The organism is Streptomyces sp. NPDC029296, from assembly GCF_055569255.1.
Map to the genome: position 1 here is coordinate 127185 of NZ_JBVHXT010000012.1, position 17394 is coordinate 144578.

A 17394-nucleotide genomic window follows, 5' to 3' on the forward strand; every position below is an offset into this window, starting at 1 on the left:
AATGGCCAACGTCGGCGGCCGCGCCCATCTGGTACGGGCCGACGGGCGCGCGGTGGACATCGGGCGCGCGTCCGGCGGCGTCCTGCCGGCCGACCCGATGGAGCTGATCGAGCACTGGGACCGGGCCCTCGCGTGGGCGGGCCCCTACCTGGCCGAGCAGGCTGCCGGGCAGGCGCCCCGGCAGGACGGTTCGGTGCGGCTGCCGGACGGGGACCGGCTCGGGCCGCCGGTGCCCAGGCCCCGCCAGGTCTTCGCCGTGGCGAGCAACTACCGCGACCGGCCCGCCGTCGTACCCGGCGGCGCGGACCTTCCGGTGGTGTTCACGAAGTTCCCGTCCAGCATCACCCGGCCGGGCGCCGACCTGCCACTGCCCACCGCCACGGTGGACTGGGAGGTCGAGATCGTCGCTGTCGTCGGCCGCCGGGCCTCCGGGCTCACTCCCGAGCAGGGCTGGGCGGCGGTCGCCGGGCTGACGGTCGGTCAGGACTTCTCCGAACGCACCCTGCAACTCGGTGGTGCGGCGAAGCAGTTCTCGCTGGGCAAGTCCTTCCCGGCCTTCGGCCCGATCGGCCCGGTGCTGGTCTCCCCCGACGAGTTCCGGGACCCGGACCGGTTGCGGCTGACGTGCGAGGTCAACGGCGAGGTGGTCCAGGACGGCGACTCGGCCGCGATGATCCACCGCGTTCCCGACCTCGTCTCGGCCCTCTCCCAGATCTGCGAACTCCATCCCGGTGACCTGATCTTCACCGGCACCCCGGCCGGCCTGGGCATGTCCCGCACCCCGCCCCGCTACCTCCGTCCCGGCGACGTGGTCACCAGCCGCGTCGAGGGCATCGGCAGGTTCCGCACCACCTGCGTCTCCCCGTAGCCCGGCCCCCGAACCCGGCCGGTCGCCTCATCCGGGGCGGCCCGTACCCCCGCCCCCGTTCCCGCGTCACGGACCTTCCGGGTCCGCGTGGGAGCGGGGGGTGCCTCTATGTGCTCGTCGAGCCCGAGGTGGTCATGTTGCGGCTCCGGCGGGCTGCATACCGGCCGGAATGGCGTCACCGGCGTGCTCGGCGATCGTCCAGCGGGTCTTCTCGGCAGGTCCGCGAGCAGCCCCCGGCACGAACCCGCGCGCCCGGCGGCGCGGTTCCACCCGGGCGAACCGGCCCGCCACTCGCGCCATCAGGCCCTCGAATACCGACTGCCACCGGGCAGGGTTTACGCTGTGGCCCACGGCCACCGGCTGATCTTCGTTTGTCAACACAACGCACGATGATCAACGGTGACCGTCTTCGTCTGCGGACCGCCTCCACCAGCAAGATCAAGATTTACAGCTGGGGCACTGGAGTCGGTCAAAGTGGTTGGGGCGCGAGTGCCAGGCTGGGCTCGCGGAGGTGTGCATCTCCTGGTGAGTGGCGCAGTCCGCCGGCCCGCGGCCAGTATGCTGTTCGTCATCGGGCCGGGGAGGTCAGCGTGGACTATGGCGACAAGCTCTTCTGGCTCTCGGTTGTGATTCAACGCAAGTACGCGCAGATCTGCGCCGAGTTCGACCTGACCCCCTCGCAGGCCACGCTGCTCTGCGCGGTCAGGGACGAGCCGCGGCAGATGGCCGATCTCGCCGCGTCGTTGGGGATGACCAAGAACGCATTGAGCCAGCTGGTCGATCGCACCGCGCGGCGCGAGTTGGTCAACCGGGCAAGCTCGACGCAGGACCGACGGGTCGTCATGCTCAGCGTGACACCCACGGGGAAGGTGCTCGCCGAGGCCGTTTACGCCGAGGTCGCCAAGCGCCTGCCCGAAATCACGAGCAACCTTGGCGCCGACGACCAGCGCGATTTCGAGCGCGTGGCCACCGCCATCGTGGACGCCTCGGACCTCTCTTCGCCCGCCTCGAACTGACCCATCACGTCGTGAGGTCTCGCCACACCCATGCCTTGACGAAGTTCATGCCGTGAACTAATTTCATTCACGGCGTGAACTAATGAAGGGTGGCGGCGATGAGCACTCAGAAGACCGGCACGATCGCAGTCTTCGGCGCGACGGGGCAGCAGGGCGGGGCAGTAGTCGACGCGCTGCTGGACCACAAGGCGCGGGTGCGGGCTTTGGTCCGCGACCCGCAGTCCGACCGGGCTCAGGCGCTGGCCACCCGCGGCGTCGAGCTGGCGGCCGTGCGGGCAGACGACCCGGCGTCGCTGGCCGCCGCGCTGGCGGCGGTCGAGGGGTTCTCCTTCACGACCCCGGAGGCGAACAGCCTCGAAGAGATCGAGGCGGAGATCCGCATCGGTACCGCGCTCGTCGACGCGGCGGCCGAGGCGGGCGTCCCGCACGTCGTGTTCAACTCGGTCTTCGGAGCGGACCGGGAGCGGGGTGTGCCGCACCACGACTCGAAGCACGCGATCGAGGAACACCTGAGGAAGTCCGGCCTCAGGGCCTCGATGGTTCGCGCGACCGCCTTCATGGAGAACTTCGCGAGCGTGCTGGCACCGAGCCTGGAGCACGGGGAGATCGTGCTGAGGATGCCGCTGCCGGAGGACGTCCCTCTGAAGATGATCTCGGTCAGGGACATCGGCCGGGTCGCCGCCGCGCTCCTGCTCGACATCGCCCAGGCGCCCGGCGGAGCCGTCGAGCTCGTGGGTGACGAGCTGACGGGCCCCCAGATCGCCGCGGCGTTCGGCGCGTGCGCCGAGCTCCCGGCACGGTACGAGGCCCTCCCGGTGAGTGTGCTTCCCAACGACCTCGACAGGGTGATGTTCCGTGAGTTCGCGAAGGCGGCGGAACACCCTGCGGACCCCGCGGTGGTGCGCTCGATCGAGCCGGCCACCCTGGACCTGGTCGAGTGGATCCGAGCCACCGGCTGGACCGCGCACACGAACGCGGCTGGTTCCTGAACCTCCGGCCGCGATGAACGCCCGCGATCGTGCCCACGGTCTCGGCGCTCCGGGCACGGCAACGCATCCGCCAACGGTTGAAGTGGTCACGGAGCTCCCGGGGCGTGCCCGAGGCCGAAACCGGCACACTGGTTGTCGAGAGGCCGCCAGTCGACGCCGAGATGAAGATCCATGTCCAGGAGGCCCCGGGCCGCCGACCAAAAGACCTCACCGACTACGCCCGCGGGACCGCCGCGCCGGCGTCTGGACCCGTACAGCGGATGGCCGGAACAGGCTTGACCGTGCCGGCCATCCGCAACGGTGCCCGGCGCGTCTCTGACCGCCGCTGAGCGTGTCGTTTATCTGAAGAGGTCGAAACGGGCCTCGAACTGGGTCGCTCACCTGGGCATTCGCCGGACTTGGGCCGGGTCGTGGCTTGATCATGTGCTCCGGCCAAGGACGCACCGATCAGACCGAGGCCCGTGGAGACGAGTGTGCTGCAACGGACCCCCCCGCAGGACGCGTCGGAGACGTTGTCACGCTTCCGTGGCGACTTCTACAGCTACCTGTGCAGACGTGAGGACGCGCTGTTCGAGCTGGCTGACGCCCTGCTGTGCACGGACGGGCCGGTCAGGACGCTGGTGGACTTGCCGCTCGCCCCGGAACACCGCCGGGGCCACGGCGCCCTCTACGGCGCGTTGAACAAGGGCAGCCTGGACATCGACCGGCTTCGGCGGACGCTCGCGGGTACGCCGCTGCCGAGGGCTGCGGACGGCCGTCTCGTCCTGGCGGTCGACGTCTCGCCGTGGCTGCGGCCGGACGCGGCGACCTGCTCGGACCGCTCGTTCTGCCACACATATGGCCGCGGAGATGCCAAGCGTCAGATGATCCCCAGCTGACCGTACTCGATCGTGGCCGCGCTGGAGGCCGGTCGCGCCCCTTGGACCGCGCTGCTGGACGCCGTCCGTCTGGAGCCCGGCGCCGACCTCGCGGCCGTCACCACGCGCCGGGTCCGCGAGGTCGTCAAGCGGCTCATCGCCGCCGGCCAGTGGCGGCCGGGCGACCCGGAGATCCTGGTCCTGCTCGACCCCGGCTACGACGCACCGCGCATCGCCTACCTGCTCGGTAAGCTGCCGGTGCAGATCCTTGGCCGCCTGCGCTCGGATCGGGTCATCCGCCGCCCGGCGCCCTCCCGCGAGGAGTTCCACCCGGCCCATCCCGCAGGTGGCCGACCGCCCAAGCACGGTGGCGAGTTCGTCTTCGGCGACCCCGCCACCTGGGGTGCCGAGAAGGACGTCACCATCACCGACACGCGCCTCTACGGCACGGCGACCGCGCGGGCCTGGGACCGGCTCCACCCGCGGCTGACCCGCCGCTCGGCCTGGACCGACCACGACGAGCCGCTGCCACTCATCGAGGGCACCGTCATCCGGCTGACCGTCGAGAAGCTGCCCAGCCACGGAGTGAACCGGCCGGTCTGGCTGTGGTGGTCCGGCACCGACGCCACCGAGGCGGACGTCGACCGCTGCTGGCAGTCCTTCCTTCGCCGCTTCGACGCCGAGCACACATTTCGCATGCTCAAGCAGACGCTCGGCTGGACGAGCCCGCGGTCGCGCAGCTCGCAAGCGGCAGACCGCCGGACGTGGTTGGTCATCGCCGCCCACACTCAACTCCGGCTCGCCCGGCCCCTCACCGTCGACCTGCGTCGCCCCTGGGAGCGAAGGACCGAGCCGAACAAGCTCACCCGGCCCGCGTTCGCCGCAGGTTCCGGAACCTCCACGCGAAGGTGCCCTCTCCCGCGCGTGCACCGCAACCTCCCCGGCCCGGCCCCGGACGACCGCCGGGCGCGAAGAACCGGCATCGAGCACCCCGTCACGACGTGGGCCGCGTCCTCGCCACCGGCGAGGCACACACACGACCCACCCACCACAAGAAGAGGAGAAAGCCCCGCCGAACTGCGCTTTCGCCCGACTGACACCCTGTCCTTTGAGGAAGTCCTTCACTGCATGACCTGCCTCAAACACCCCTCAAAGGCTCGCGCCCGAACAACCGGAACCAGATAAACGACAAGGTATAAGGGTCCGAGCAGCCCCGGACCGGGCCGTTTCATTACGAGGGTCAGCTCGGTGGTGGTCGCTGTCCCGCGTGCGTGTGGCAGAGTTCGGCGGCTGGCGGTGCCAGGTCGGGTCAGTTGAAGGCCGTGGCCACGGCGTCCGAGAGCTGGTTCAGTATGTCCCGCGAGAGTTGCACCGAGCCGGTGAACGAGAGGAAGCCGTGAATGGCTCCCTCGACCGGGAGGTGCTGGACCGGTACGCCGGCGGCGGCCAGCTTGCGGGCGTAGTGGTCGCCCTGGTCGCGCAGGGGGTCGTTCTCGGCGGTGACGATGACGGCCGGAGCAAGTCCGGCCAGTTCGTCGCAGCGCGCCGGTGAGACCCGCGGGTCGGCGCCCTGGTCCGGGGTGCTGAGGTAGGCGCCCCAGAACCACTCGAGGTAGGAACGGGAGAGGACCGGGCCCGTCATGTTCTCGTACATCGAGGGGCTGTCGTCGAACCGGTCGACCGCCGGGTAGGCGAGCACCTGGAGCGTGATGCGAGGCCCCCCGCGGTGCAGGGAGTCCTGTGCGAGAACCGCGGCAAGGTTGCCGCCGGCGCTCTCGCCGAACACGGCGATGCGCTCTCCGTCGCCCCCGAAGCCCTGGGCGTTGCCGGCGACCCAGGTCAGCGCGGCATAGGCGTCGTCGACCGCGGCCGGGAAGCGGTGCTCGGGTGCCAGCCGGTAGTCGACGGAGACCACGACCGTGCCGGAGCGGCTGGTCACGATGCGGGCCATGTTGTCCTGGGTGTTCAGATCGCCGAAAACCCACCCGCCGCCGTGGAAGAAGAGTGTCACGGGCAGCGGCCCGGCATCCGGCTCGGTGAAAGGCCGGTAGATACGGATGGGTATGTCGCGGCCGTTGGCAGCGGCCGTGGTGTCCCGGACGTCGGCGACCGGTACGGGAGCGCCGGCCAGGGCGCCGAAGACGCGCCCGAACGCGCGGTTCTCCGCCACCGTCAGGGTGTGGGGAGCCGGTCCGCCTTCTGCGGTCACTTCCTTGAGCAGGATCTCGATCTGGGGGTCGAGGGGCATGGCACTCACCTGTCCGAAGAGACGGCCACCCGGTATGGAATGACCTTTCCAAGATGATCGGTAGGTCGTAATTGGAATGTCAATTCCAACTTGGGTAGCGTGGGCCTATGAGCGCACCAGCGAAGACCGGAGAGCCGAAGAGGCAGCGGCTCACCGAGGGGGGCCGCAAGACCCGCGAACGCATCATCGAGGCCGCCGCGGAGCTGATGTTCCACCGCGGCGCGGGGGGCACGAGCATCCCGGACATCCAGGCGGCCGCCGGGGTCAGCGCGTCGCAGATCTACCACTACTTCGGCGACAAGCAGGGCTTGGTCCTGGCGGTCATCGACCACCAAACGGACACCCAGCTCGCCCAGCAGCGTCCGCTGCTGGACAACCTGGACAGCATCGAGGCCCTGCGCGAGTGGTGCGACAGGGCAGGCAGCCGACAGGACGCGAGAGGATGCGAAGGCGGCTGTGAGATCGGCTCGCTCGCCAGCGAACTCGCCGACGGCGACCAGTCGGCGCGGACCAGACTCGTCTCCGCCTTCGACCGGTGGGAAGGCCCCATCAGGTCGGGACTCGCACGCATGCAGGCACGGGGCGAGCTGAGCGAGCGCGCCGATACCGCCGCGCTCGCCACCGCTCTGCTGGCGGCCATCCAGGGCGGCATGCTGCTGTCCCAGGTCCGCCGGTCGAGTACCGCCTACCGGCAGGCCGTGTCAGCGGTGATCGACCACATCGAGAGCTTCCTCGTCCGGTAGCGGCTTGGGGGCGTCAGCTCATCGCTGACACACTTTGACCCGCTGATACAGCGTTTCAGGGACAGGCGCTTGCGGTTCGCCGAAGCCGTGCTCGAAGCCCTTGAGGGCGGGGTCCAGTTCCGCGGCCGCGTCGCACAGCGAGCACAGTCGGACATCGGGCTGCTGTGCCACGTCCAGGGCCCGCTCCAGCGGCAGCACCGGCGCCTCGGCCGGAGCTTCGTCGCAGTCGACGGCGTGCACGACACCGCACCGGCCGGGCCCGCGGCCGCCGGCCTTCGCCATCACCCAGCCCGACGGACGGCTCGGCCCGAGTACCTGCTCCACGAGCGACGGCTTCGGCAGGTACTCAGTGGGCACCTGGTCGTATGAGACGCCGTCCACGGGCCGCACATGGTCCGGAGCGCGCACCCAGACCCGGTATTCGGCAGGCTCCACCGAGTCTCCGCTGCCGTTTCGGTACGCCGGTAGGCCGACCTCGTACCTCCAGCCGTCGGGCTCCTGGTGCCGGGACCGCAGGCGGGCGACGACCTCCTGTTTTCTGGGGTGGGTGAAGCTGTGGTGTGACGTGGCACGGGAGTGCTTCGTTGGTCTCCCGAGGCTCGTTCTCGGGGGGGCTCTGTGGCGGGTTGTTGCATGGACCGTCACTTCGAAGGAGTTGCGCGTGCGAGCGTTTCCTGTGGATCTGCCGTCCGGAGCCCGGTATTGGACCGTGGTCGATGACGAGTTGTGTGTCGTGCCTGTGGCCGATCAGTGGCTTCGGTTCCTGCGGTTCGGGCGCAGTCGGACGGAGCTGACCACCAGGTCGTACGCCAGCGGGGCGGCGTTCTCCTTGCGCTGGTGCTTGACAACGGGGCGGCGGTGGGAGGAGGCCGCCGTGGACATGGGGTTGTTCATGGTGTGGCTGCGCTACTCGCCGAGTCGGCTGGGCGCAGAGAACCCGTCGGTGGTGTGGGGGCCGGGGACGAAGCCGGTACGGGGCGAGCGGCGGGTGAAGGGGTGCTGGCCGCGGTGCGCGGACTGCTGTCGTACGCGGTGTCGGTAGGTGCGGCCCCGCGGTCGGTTCTGGGGCAGCTGTACGAGTTGGCGGACAGCCGAGACCTGCCGGAGGAGGCCGAGGGGGAGGAGACGGGCCTGTACTACCGGTTGCGGGCCCGGCACCGGCTGCAGGAGCCGCAGGCGGAGGTCGATCGGGCCTTGGACGAGGAACTCGTGGGGTTGTTCCTGGCGTGCCGCAGTGCCCGGGACCGGCTGGTGGTTCTCCTGCACTCCCGGGTGGGGTTGCGGCGGGGGCAGGTGGCAGGGCTTCGTCGCAGTGACTGTCATCTGCTGCCGGACTCCCGGGCGCTGGGCTGTGACGTGGAGGGCGCGCACGTGCATGTGCGGCGCCGGGCCAACGCCAACCGGGCATGGTCGAAGCCGAAGCGGGCCTGGGTCCAGCCGCTCGACTTCCTGGTCGTCCAGGGCTTCGACCAGTACGTCGACGAGCGCCTGGAGAAGCTGGGGGCCGGGGGTAGCGACTTCCTGCTGGTGAACCTGTTCCGCGAGCCACTAGGGGCGCCGATGGCCCCGGCGGCGATGGGCGAGCTGTTCGGCCGCCTGTCGACGCGGGCGAAGCTGGCGCGGAAGGTCGGGCCGCACATGGCCCGCCGAGCCTTCGGGAGCAATGTCGCGGACGCCGGCGGCAGCTGGGACGAGGTGCAGATGCTGCTGGGCCAGGAGCATCCCGGCTCGGTCGCGCCCTATGTGATCCCGGACCGCAGCCGGGTGCGCGAAGCCGTCGAACGGGTCCCCTTACCACGCGAGCTCTCCGGACGGGGCGAGCGGTGACCGCGCCCGTGCTCCTCGCCGCACGCCCTGGTGAGATCGAGGACCCCAGGACCCGGCAGATCGTGGATGCCCTGGACCCTGAGTTCCTGCGGCTCGTTCGGTGGGACTGGGGCCTGCGGGTGATCTTCTTTCCCAAGGACCATCCGGTGCTGGGCATGCCGGACTGCTGCGTGAAGGGCTGTACCAGGGGCGTGAGGTTCGGCCGTCCGATGTGCATGGGGTGCGAGCGGACCTGGAAGGACTCGGGTCTGTCCTGGAGGACTTCGCCCGGTTGACCAAGCCGCGGATGCTCGGCATGCGGCAGGAAATGTGCCGGGTGCCGCGCTGCGGACGGCCAGCGAAGTCGGCCCAGACGGAACTGTGCGATCCGCACCACCGCCAGCGGGTGGACACCCTGAAGCTGAGCATGGAGGACTTCCCCGACCACCCCGCGGTCATCCCGCGCTCGAGCACAGGGCCGTGCGAGGTGGAGGTCTGCTACCGGTTGCGCGACTACGACACCTCCCGCTATTGCAAGGCGCACTCGCTGCGGCTGAAGTACGCCCGCCGGCGTGGAGAGGTGAGCGACGAGGATGTGTGGCGGCGCACGACCTCGGCCGTCAACGCGGACCGAGAGCTGTGTCTGCGGGGCCTGACGGACCGGGTCGTCGCGGAGGTCCTCTACGGGCTTCAGGCCCGTACCGAGGAGGGTGCCCGGACGTGGGACCACTTCCTTCGGCCGTTGTGCGACCGGCTGCGGCAGATGCAGGCGCCGACCCTGGAGGTGCTGGCCGACCCGGACGTGTTCGCCATGCTCTCGCGCGTGAAGTCCACACGCGGCGTGGTGCGCACCATGCTGATGTGGCTGGACCGGCTCGGAGCGACGCCGGAGTCGGAGCGCCGCAAGGACGTGTGGGATCTGAAGATCTTCACGGGGCAGACCGGCACGCTGGACTTCTCCCGGATCTCGCAGTCGGCACTGCGCGAGGCGGTCAAGCACTGGGCATATGACGACCTCCCTCGGCGGCGAGGCAGGCGACCGGGCGGCGCCGTCCAGCCCTACGTGACTGCCATGAACCTGCTGTCGGAGAGCCTGCGCCTGCAACGCGAGGACGGCGGTATGCACCCACCGGATCTGCACCGCAAGGACATCGTCGTCTTCTGCAACTGGCTCGCGTTCCTGAGCGAAGCGGGCACGATCACCGCCCACACGCGCAGTAAGGCCGTACGTGCTGTCGCGCTCGTCCTGACCCGCATCCGAACCCTGGGCCTGACCCATCCGGGACAGCCGATGGCGGGCCTGCCGACCGACTTCCGCCTCCAACGGGAAGACACTCCGGACGAGCCTGAGGACACCGAGGCTGGCAAGGACCTTCCCGATGCGGTCGTGCGTCAGCTGTGCGACCACCTCGATGGGCTGGAGCAGCTCATCAGCCGCGAGGTCCGCGTGGGCACCGAGCTGCTGATGGACACCGGTCGGCGCCCCGAAGAGATCCGCGACCTGCCCCTCGACTGTCTAGGGCAGGACCCCGACGGCTCCCTGGTCCTGGTCTACGACAACCACAAGTCCTATCGAAAGGGGCGTCGGCTGCCGATCGGCAAGGCCACCGCAGGCGTCATCACCACCCAGCAGCTACGGGTGCGCGATATGTTCCCCGACGCTCCCGTCGCCGAGTTGAAGCTGCTGCCCAGCATGCGCGCCAACCCGCACGGTACCAAGGCAATCCACTCCATCGGCGAAGGCCACCGCACCTGGGTCGACGCGCTGCCCGACTTCCTGGTCCCCACCACCGTGGAGGAGAACGGGCAGGCGGTCACCCGGATGCTGCCCTTCGACAAGAGCCGGATCTTCCCCTACGTCTACCGGCACAGCTATGCCCAGCGGCACGCGGATGCCGGCGTGGCCCCAGACGTCCTCCAGGAACTGATGGACCACTCCGACCTCAAGACCACTCAGAACTACTGCCGAGTCAGCCAGGAGCGGCGGCGCGACGCCGTGGATCGAGTGGTCGCCCTGCGATTCGACCGCAACGGCACCCGCGTGTGGCGCAAGGCCCAGTCACTGCTGGACTCCGAGCAGGTCCGGCGGGCGATCGGCGAAGTGAGCGTTCCCTACGGCGTCTGCCAGGAACCCTCGAACGTCGCAGCAGGCGGACAGAGCTGCCCCATCCGGTTCCGCTGCGGGGGCTGCGACCACTTCCGCACCGATGTGACCTACCTGCCCGACCTCCAGGCGCACCTGGCTGACCTGCTGCGCAGCCGGGAGCGGCTGATGTCGGCATTCGCCGCCGACGACTGGGCGCGCAGCGAGGCCATGCCCTCCCAGGAGGAGATCCGTCGGGTGCGCCGACTGATCGAGCGGGTCAAAGCCGATCTCGGTGACCTCACCGCCGAGGAACAGGCCCAGATCGGCGAGGCCGTTGCCGTCGTACGCCGCAGCCGGAGCGTGATACTCGGCATGCCCCGCATCGGCCAACCCCTGCCCGACGTCCACACCACAAGGACCGCATGAGCACCGCCATGGCCGACGGCCGCCACGCGGACGGCGAACGCCGCCGCCAGCGCGTGAAGAGCGCCATCCAGCACGCCACCCAGGTCGGCACCACGATCAGCGTGAGCGGCATCGCCCGGGCAGGCCGGCGTCGACCGAACCTTCCTCTACCGCCACCGCGACTTGCTCGCCCTCATCCACGCCGCCGAACTCCAGCCGTCCGCCTCGGACCCCGCGGCCGGGCCCCCGGTCAGCCTAACCTCGCTCCAGGCCGACCTCGCCAACGCGCACGCCCGCAACACCCGGCTCACCGCCCAGATCCTGCGTCTGGAATGCTGGCTCTCCGAGCTGATGGGCGAGCACGCATGGCGGGAATCGGGACTCGGCGCCCCCGCCGACCAAGAAGAGCTTCAGCGCCGGGTCTCCCGCCTGGAGCAGGCCAACACCGAACTGTCGGCGCGCCTGGAGGAAAGCGAAGCGGAGTTGGAGGCTGCCCGGGCGGCCAACCGCGAGCTAACCCGGGCGCTGAACCAGAAAGGAGCCGCGGACCGATAGGCAAGGCTGCCAGGGCGGAAGTCCGGGGATGAGTTCGACTGTGGCGCGGTCCGGCGCCACCCATGGCCACGATTCCGCTGCACGGAGTGCGGCTCGACCTGTACGCCAGTAGCAATCCGTTCGGCATCCGGAAGCGGTCGGACAGCCGGTGGTGCTCGCTGCGGTGCCGTACGCGGGCATGGCGACCGAACCTTCACGCGGCACGGCGGTACCGACGGTGACAGTCAGCTCCTCGCCGTGTTTAAGGGAAAGACCTGCCGAGCTTGCGCTCAGCCTCCATACTCTCGCAGGTCTTCCCGGAACTGTACGGTGTCGGGATGGTCAGGGCCCAGGACCCTCTCGCTGTCGATGAGCAGCTGCTCCAGCAGCTCGATGGATTTCTCCTGTTGCCCCGCCGCCCAGTAGCAGGCGCTGAGGAATCGGCGGAGGTGGAGCATGTCGGGGTGGTCGGCACCCTGGATGTGCTCGAAGTCCGCCAATGTCTGTACACCGTGGGCAATGGCCTCGTCCACTCTCCCCAGCTCCGCATACGAGGCGGTGAGGATGTAGTGGAAATATGAGGTGAACAGGTGGGCGCCGCCGTCGAGTGCGGCCATCACCGATTTTCCGATTTCTACAACGTCGTCAAACCGCTCCGCATTGAAGTAGGCAAAGGCGAGATTGCCCCTTGCCATTAGGGTGAAAAAATCGTTAACTCCCAGTAAGCGTGTGCGGTGCGCGACGACCTGTTCGTGGAGGCTGATCGCCTCTTCTAAGCGGCCAGCCTCCATATAGATGTCCGCAAGGCTGCTGCGGGCTTCCAGACTTTGGGTGTGGTCGGCGCCGAAGACGCGCTCGTAGTCAGCGATCAGACCTTCCCCCAACATGACCGCCTCCGTCACCTGGCCGGCCTTCACGAGACAGCCGGCGAGCTGGGTCCGGGCCCTGAGGGTGTGGGGGTGGTCGTCGCCCAGGTGTCGCACGCAGTCGGCGACCGCCACCTCAAGGAGGGCGGCTGCGGCCTCCTTCTGCCCACCGCCCCGGTATTCGCCGGCCAAGGCTATGCGCGCGGTCACGGTGGCGGGGTGGACGGTGCCGAAGACCCGCTCGTGGTCACGGACGACCCGCTCCTGGAGGGCGATCGCATCCTGCTTCCGACCCGCCAAACTGTAATATCCGCTCAGGTCCGTGCGGGCGCTCAGCGTGTGCGGGTCGTCGCTGCCCAGTGCACGCTCGCAGTCCGCTGCGAGGGCCTCCTGGAGGCGTACTGCCTCGTCGAGACGCGAGGTCATCATGAGAATTCCGGCGAGCAAATAGCGGTATTCCAGCGTGTCGAGGTGATCGGGGCCCAGCACGTGCGCCGATTCTGCGGCCACCTGCTCCAGGAGGGGCATTGCCTCGTCTGGCCGTCGCTGCACTGCGTAGCAGGTGGCGAGGTAGCCACGGCTCTTGAGCGTCTGGGGATGGCTTCGCCCCAGTACACGCTCGCGGCCCTGGGCCGCGCGAGCGAGCATCGCCTCGCCTGACTGCACCTCACCCTCGTGAATGTGACAGCAGCCCAAATCGTTGAGGCTCTCCAAGGTGTCGGGGTGGTCGGCTCCCAGCAGTCGCGTGCGGTCGGCGACGACCCCGTCCAGGAGCCTCAGGGCTCGGTGAGACTCCCCGCTTTCCATAAGGGCTCCCGCCATGCGGTGCCGTGCGTGGAGTACTTCGGGCGTGTCGGGCGGGAACGTGGCCTCGTACACGCGCATGATCCCCTTCCACAGCGGCAGCGCCTCGTCATCCTGGCGCTGCTCGTGGAGGCGTTCGGCGGCGTCGAGGTACACCGGCAGGGCGGGAGCGTCGTCGTAGCCGTCCGGCACCGTGGAGACCAGTACCAGGAGGTGGGGCAGACAGAGATCCCACGTCGCCTGCGGTGCCGGGCTCGCCACACCCTCGGGGTGCAGGGCGTGGCGCAGGACGCGGGTTGCTTCGGTGCGCCCGCGCGCGGCGGGCAGGGGCGTCAGCGACAGCCCGGCGGGATCCGGAGTGCGGCGCAGGGTGAGTTGCAGGAGGCGGTGGATGCGCACCGCAGGGCCGGTCAGGTGGACGAGGTTGTAGGTCGCGAGGACGCCCAGGGCCTTGTTCAGTGTGCGTCCGTCGGGGCACAGGGGGGCGAGCAGTCCGCGTGGGCAGTCGTCGGGGGAGAGCCAGGCCAGGGCGTACAACAGAGTGATCGCCGCGTCGCTCTGCTCCTCGACGGCGGCCAAGGTCACGTTCCACACCCGTGCAATGGTGCGCTCGGGGTCGATGCCGGAAGCCGCCTCGTCCAGCATCAGCCCCAGGTCGTTGTAAAAAGAGACCAGGGTCGTCCCGGTCTGCCGCAGATAGGCGCCGGCCTGATGAAGGGCGAGCGGCAGGTTGCCCAGCGCGGTGGCCAGCGCACAGGCGTCGGCGTACTGCGGGCTGCAGCGGTCGGAGGACTCGCCGCAGGCAAGCTCGTAGAGAAGGTCAGCCGCCGAGGTGTCGTCGAGCACATCCAGGCCGACGGCCCGTGCGCTGGACCAGCCATGGGCGCGGCGGCTGGTAATCAGATGGTGGCCGCCGGTCAGCCCGCCCAGGTACGGCTCGGCGTCGCGTGGTTCGTCCACGTTGTCGAAGATCAGCAACCATCCGGGGTGCCACTGCAACCAGACACTTGCCCAGGCCGCCCGCGCCTCCACCCCGACGCTGGCCGCCCACTGGGGGTGCAGATACGCAGTGAGGGCGGCCAGGGAGGAGTCGATCTGCGCCGGGGAGTCTGCGTTGATCCACCAGATCAGACTGTAGTGCTCCCGGTTGCGGTGCGCGTAATGGACGGCGAGGGTGCTCTTGCCGATACCGCCCATGCCGTGCACCACGTGGGAGCGAGTCTGCTCCACACCCTCGTGTGGCCTGAACAGCTCGTGCAACTGCGTCAGCTGGGCGTCACGGCCAATGAACGCCCGGTCCGGCGGGTACGGAAGGTTCCAGGAGTGCGGAGGCGCGCCGACCTCCTTCGCGCTGTGGAGGTCTTGCTGTGTCAGCACGGTGACGCTGACATGGTCACCGGTGTTGGCGAACCCCGAAAGCGCGTCGGCCGCAATGGACCGGGCCCCGGAGGCATGGTGCGCGCCCGAGGCGGTCATGATGAGGTCGGGTCCGTCGTGTGGCGGCCGTGGAGCGTGATCTGGGCTCCGTCGGCCGTGCTGACGACGCCGATGTTGTCGCCTCCGACGGCCACTGACCGCTCCCCAGACGCGGTGACCGTTCGTGGGGCGCTGGCGAGCAGATTTCTCAACTCCTCGACCAGTTGCGGATCTTCGCTCATCGCGTGCCTGAGCTGCATGCGCAGGGCCGCAGCTCCGTCGGCGGCGGCAGGCCCGGTCGTCACCGCATCCTCGACGGCCTGCTGCAGCATGGCGCGCCGCGTCGGCGAGATGCGGTTCCAGACCTTGAGAAGGACTTGCCGTCCAGCGTTCACTGTCGCATCGGCGGCCGCATCCTCGGCGCGGGACAGGACGTTGACGCCGTATGCGGCGAGCGCGGCCGCCACGTATGGGCCCATCTGATCGACTACCTGGACGATCTCAGTTTCCATATCCGCTCCCTCGACTCGACACCCCGTACGTACCCCGAAGGGACATCACATGTACCCGGTTCGGTTCCGGGTCGTCGGGGGGCTGCAGAGTACGCCGTCCCCCGACGGCCCCGCCTGCTGACCGACCTGGCGCATCTGCTTCCTTGGAGCGGCACGATCGGCCACCCGAGTCCGAAGCTTCAGCCGCAACGCGGTACCGGATCATGGCCTGCCAACACTTCTGACAGCAACACCGGTTTCGGTCGTCACACCATCGACGCTGAACCCTCCACCCAAGTCGAAGGTCAAGTTGTGGTCGACGCACCGGAAAGGATCGCCCCCACCGCGAGTGCTCCCGCCCGCGCGCATCACCCGAATCGGCGATCGCGCAACGCCTGTTGCGACTGCTAGCGTCGGGGCGCCTGGCGCTGAGCTGCGGACATCCCCCCAGACCTGCCTCGCGCCACAGCATCTACCCCAGAGAACTCCTGGTCCCCGGGCAGCAGCACCCTGATGAACACCGGCACCGGCACTGGTTCCGGGTTGGAGGACATCGTCATACCCCCACCGTACGGACGGACGCCGGGACAGCGACGCCCGGCGCGACCTGCCCGGGCACCGGCCTCTGTCCACAGGCCCGCCATGGGGGACTGGCCGCATGAGCGATGACGAGCAGCAGCAGCCGGCCCCGCGCCGCGGCAAGGTCCTGGAGGCCCTCGCACGGGCGGAGCAGAAGGTGTTCACCCCGCCCGCGCGGAAATACGCGAAGGCTCAGGTGAAATCCCTTCTCACGCGGGCGAAGGGGACGACGCAGGCCCTGGCGGAGCGCCTGGGCTGTCTCGCGCCGCACGGTGGAGCGCTACCGCGCCGGGACGCTGACGACCCCGCAGAAGCGCCTGCGGCCGCCCTGGCGGAGGAGACGGAATCCGAGTGGCAGCCGCAGGTCAGAGCGCAGGCACGGCACCAGGCGGCCACCTCCAGCGGCATGATGGTGGATGTCACCGCATACTTCCGGATTCACCTGCACGGGCAGCTCGGACGACGGCCGCGAGCGCACCATCACCACGGCGATCTCGCCCACCTACGCGAAGCAGATCCTGGATCTCCAGGAGGCCGGTGCGACGGAGGAAGACCTGCATCCGATCGTTGCCGAGGCCGCCGCCGAGTCGTATTTCACGCAACAGGGCACCCGCACCGCTGGCCTGCGCGCAGATTTCACGCACGTATCGGAAATCGAGTTCCGGTTCTGACCCGGCCGAATTGCAGACCTGCTAGAAAGGAATCCGACGGGCCGCCGTGCAGCGCTTTGGCGGCGGCCCGCTCACAAATCCACACAACGAAAACGAGGCCGACGATGGCCACGCCCTGACCGCCCCGGCGCACCGCTCGCCCCGCGCGTCGCCGCGCCCCGTGAGCCGGTCGACCCCGCCCGCATCGGCCGGCGCGTCGTACGGCGGCGGACGAAGGGCATGGACGCCGCCGCCCGCGCCCTCGAGGACGCCCGCTTCGATGCGTGGCGCAGGCTTCCCGGCACGAGGACCTGGCCGCCGGCGGGCGGAACTGGCGGAGTGGGAGCGGATCGACCGGCTGCTCGCCGCCGCCGGGCCGGGCACCGTGTACGACCCGGACCCCGACGACGTCGTCCAAGCCGAACTCGCCACGGAGGCCGCAGCCGCCGCCGAACGGGGAAGCCGCCGTACGCGAGGCGCAGCGGATCGCGGCCCGCGCCGACGAGCTCCAGGCGCTGCGCGAGCTGGGCACGCTGGAGCAGGCCGAGCCCCGCGAGGGCGACGAAGCCGTCCGCCCCGAACTCACCCGCCGCGCCGGGTGGCACGTCCAGGCCGACATCGACGCCTGGCTCGCCCGCGCCCTGGCCGCACACCGCGGCCACTACGCCGATCCGGCCGCCCGTGAGGCAGCCGTCGGCCTCCTACCGCAGCCGGTCCTCGCGCACGCCGCGCTGCTGTCCGCGCTCGCCCCCCCCGCCCGGTCCCGGCCGCCGCCCCGCGGGCTGGCGGTCGCGGCCCGGCTCGCCACCACCGCACCTGAAGCCACCAGTGACCTGGCCGCGTTCCTCGCCCGGGCCCGGTTGCAGCGCGGCATTCGCACGGCCCGTTCCAGCATCCTCCAGCCTCACGCTCGGTTGTCCCCCAGTCCGCCGGCGTCTGGGGGACTGGGGGACTGGGGCCGAAGTTGCCTAGAGCACCGCCTGAGGGAATTGGGGGGCTGTCTCTCCAGGCAGTCGTGTTCCTGGCAGGCGGTCTG

At 69.7% G+C, this 17394-nt stretch carries 14 protein-coding genes and 2 pseudogenes; 10 read left to right on the top strand and 6 right to left on the bottom strand.

The features are described from left to right. Position 1 precedes the first annotated feature (1 nt). Positions 2–868, top strand: a complete 867-nt coding sequence (locus ACZ4W9_RS13230; RefSeq protein ID WP_467935326.1) for a fumarylacetoacetate hydrolase family protein — start codon at positions 2–4, stop codon at positions 866–868. A 153-nt stretch (positions 869–1021) separates the two neighbouring features. Here ACZ4W9_RS13230 and ACZ4W9_RS13235 read toward each other — a convergent pair. Continuing rightward, positions 1022–1168: pseudogene (locus ACZ4W9_RS13235) on the bottom strand (IS701 family transposase); the annotation flags it as partial. A gap of 290 nt (positions 1169–1458) precedes the next feature. Here ACZ4W9_RS13235 and ACZ4W9_RS13240 point away from each other — a divergent pair. From ACZ4W9_RS13240 to ACZ4W9_RS13250, 3 genes and pseudogenes are all read left to right on the top strand, one after another. After that, positions 1459–1884 carry a MarR family winged helix-turn-helix transcriptional regulator gene (locus tag ACZ4W9_RS13240; protein ID WP_467935275.1) on the top strand — a complete coding sequence of 142 codons (426 nt, stop codon included), beginning with the start codon at positions 1459–1461 and terminating at the stop codon, positions 1882–1884. A gap of 98 nt (positions 1885–1982) precedes the next feature. Then, on the top strand, positions 1983–2873 hold the full coding sequence (locus ACZ4W9_RS13245) for an NmrA family NAD(P)-binding protein (RefSeq protein WP_467935276.1): 891 nt from the start codon (positions 1983–1985) through the stop codon (positions 2871–2873). A gap of 476 nt (positions 2874–3349) precedes the next feature. Further along, positions 3350–4827: pseudogene (locus ACZ4W9_RS13250) on the top strand (NF041680 family putative transposase). 212 nt (positions 4828–5039) lie between these two features. On the opposite strand, the gene ACZ4W9_RS13255 reads toward ACZ4W9_RS13250, so the two are convergent. Beyond that, positions 5040–5978, bottom strand: a complete 939-nt coding sequence (locus ACZ4W9_RS13255; protein WP_467935278.1) for an alpha/beta hydrolase — start codon at positions 5976–5978, stop codon at positions 5040–5042. Between the two features lie 107 nt (positions 5979–6085). Here ACZ4W9_RS13255 and ACZ4W9_RS13260 point away from each other — a divergent pair, with 107 nt between their 5' ends. Then, entirely contained in the window at positions 6086–6721 is a 636-nt protein-coding gene (locus ACZ4W9_RS13260; RefSeq protein WP_467935279.1) for a TetR/AcrR family transcriptional regulator, read from the top strand. A gap of 18 nt (positions 6722–6739) precedes the next feature. On the opposite strand, the gene ACZ4W9_RS13265 is transcribed toward ACZ4W9_RS13260, so the two are convergent. Together ACZ4W9_RS13265 and ACZ4W9_RS13270 are read right to left on the bottom strand one after the other, a co-directional pair. Further along, positions 6740–7237 carry a DUF6233 domain-containing protein gene (locus ACZ4W9_RS13265; protein ID WP_467935327.1) on the bottom strand — a complete coding sequence of 166 codons (498 nt, stop codon included), beginning with the start codon at positions 7235–7237 and terminating at the stop codon, positions 6740–6742. Between the two features lie 231 nt (positions 7238–7468). Further along, positions 7469–7615, bottom strand: a complete 147-nt coding sequence (locus ACZ4W9_RS13270; protein WP_467935281.1) for a hypothetical protein — start codon at positions 7613–7615, stop codon at positions 7469–7471. Positions 7616–7717: 102 nt separating this feature from the next. On the opposite strand from ACZ4W9_RS13270, the gene ACZ4W9_RS13275 reads away from it, so the two are divergent. The 4 genes from ACZ4W9_RS13275 to ACZ4W9_RS13290 all read left to right on the top strand — a co-directional run bounded on the left by ACZ4W9_RS13275 (position 7718) and on the right by ACZ4W9_RS13290 (position 11573). Continuing rightward, positions 7718–8548 (top strand): tyrosine-type recombinase/integrase, encoded by an 831-nt coding sequence (locus tag ACZ4W9_RS13275; protein WP_467935282.1) that lies wholly within the window; start codon positions 7718–7720, stop codon positions 8546–8548. Then, complete coding sequence (locus tag ACZ4W9_RS13280; RefSeq protein WP_467935283.1) at positions 8545–8823, top strand: hypothetical protein; 279 nt, start codon at positions 8545–8547, stop codon at positions 8821–8823. Before ACZ4W9_RS13275 ends, ACZ4W9_RS13280 begins: the two co-directional genes overlap by 4 nt. Then, the gene (locus ACZ4W9_RS13285; RefSeq protein ID WP_467935284.1) at positions 8820–11039 is read left to right on the top strand and encodes a tyrosine-type recombinase/integrase; all 2220 of its coding nucleotides are present in this window, start codon (positions 8820–8822) and stop codon (positions 11037–11039) included. The genes ACZ4W9_RS13280 and ACZ4W9_RS13285 overlap by 4 nt, the downstream gene beginning before the upstream one ends. Before the next feature lie 162 nt (positions 11040–11201). Further along, positions 11202–11573, top strand: a complete 372-nt coding sequence (locus tag ACZ4W9_RS13290) for a hypothetical protein (RefSeq protein WP_467935286.1) — start codon at positions 11202–11204, stop codon at positions 11571–11573. A 269-nt stretch (positions 11574–11842) separates the two neighbouring features. Here ACZ4W9_RS13290 and fxsT read toward each other — a convergent pair whose 3' ends face one another. Both fxsT and ACZ4W9_RS13300 read right to left on the bottom strand, forming a co-directional pair. Further along, entirely contained in the window at positions 11843–14698 is a 2856-nt protein-coding gene (gene fxsT / locus ACZ4W9_RS13295; RefSeq protein ID WP_467935287.1) for an FxSxx-COOH system tetratricopeptide repeat protein, read from the bottom strand. Beyond that, positions 14695–15150 carry a hypothetical protein gene (locus ACZ4W9_RS13300; RefSeq protein ID WP_467935289.1) on the bottom strand — a complete coding sequence of 152 codons (456 nt, stop codon included), beginning with the start codon at positions 15148–15150 and terminating at the stop codon, positions 14695–14697. Before ACZ4W9_RS13300 ends, fxsT begins: the two co-directional genes overlap by 4 nt. Before the next feature lie 974 nt (positions 15151–16124). Between ACZ4W9_RS13300 and ACZ4W9_RS13305 the strand changes: the two genes are divergently transcribed. Continuing rightward, positions 16125–16379 carry a hypothetical protein gene (locus ACZ4W9_RS13305; RefSeq protein WP_467935290.1) on the top strand — a complete coding sequence of 85 codons (255 nt, stop codon included), beginning with the start codon at positions 16125–16127 and terminating at the stop codon, positions 16377–16379. Positions 16380–17394: the final 1015 nt, after the last annotated feature.

Bases quoted from the DNA above. Each gene is read 5' to 3' on its own strand.
- ACZ4W9_RS13230 (WP_467935326.1), top strand. From the start codon at position 2: ATGGCCAACGTCGGCGGCCGCGCCCATCTGGTACGGGCCGACGGGCGC.
- ACZ4W9_RS13245 (WP_467935276.1), top strand. From the start codon at position 1,983: ATGAGCACTCAGAAGACCGGCACGATCGCAGTCTTCGGCGCGACGGGG.
- ACZ4W9_RS13255 (WP_467935278.1), bottom strand. From the start codon at position 5,978: ATGCCCCTCGACCCCCAGATCGAGATCCTGCTCAAGGAAGTGACCGCA.
- ACZ4W9_RS13260 (WP_467935279.1), top strand. From the start codon at position 6,086: ATGAGCGCACCAGCGAAGACCGGAGAGCCGAAGAGGCAGCGGCTCACC.
- ACZ4W9_RS13270 (WP_467935281.1), bottom strand. From the start codon at position 7,615: ATGAACAACCCCATGTCCACGGCGGCCTCCTCCCACCGCCGCCCCGTT.
- fxsT (WP_467935287.1), bottom strand. From the start codon at position 14,698: ATGACCGCCTCGGGCGCGCACCATGCCTCCGGGGCCCGGTCCATTGCG.
- ACZ4W9_RS13300 (WP_467935289.1), bottom strand. From the start codon at position 15,150: ATGGAAACTGAGATCGTCCAGGTAGTCGATCAGATGGGCCCATACGTG.
- ACZ4W9_RS13305 (WP_467935290.1), top strand. From the start codon at position 16,125: ATGTCACCGCATACTTCCGGATTCACCTGCACGGGCAGCTCGGACGAC.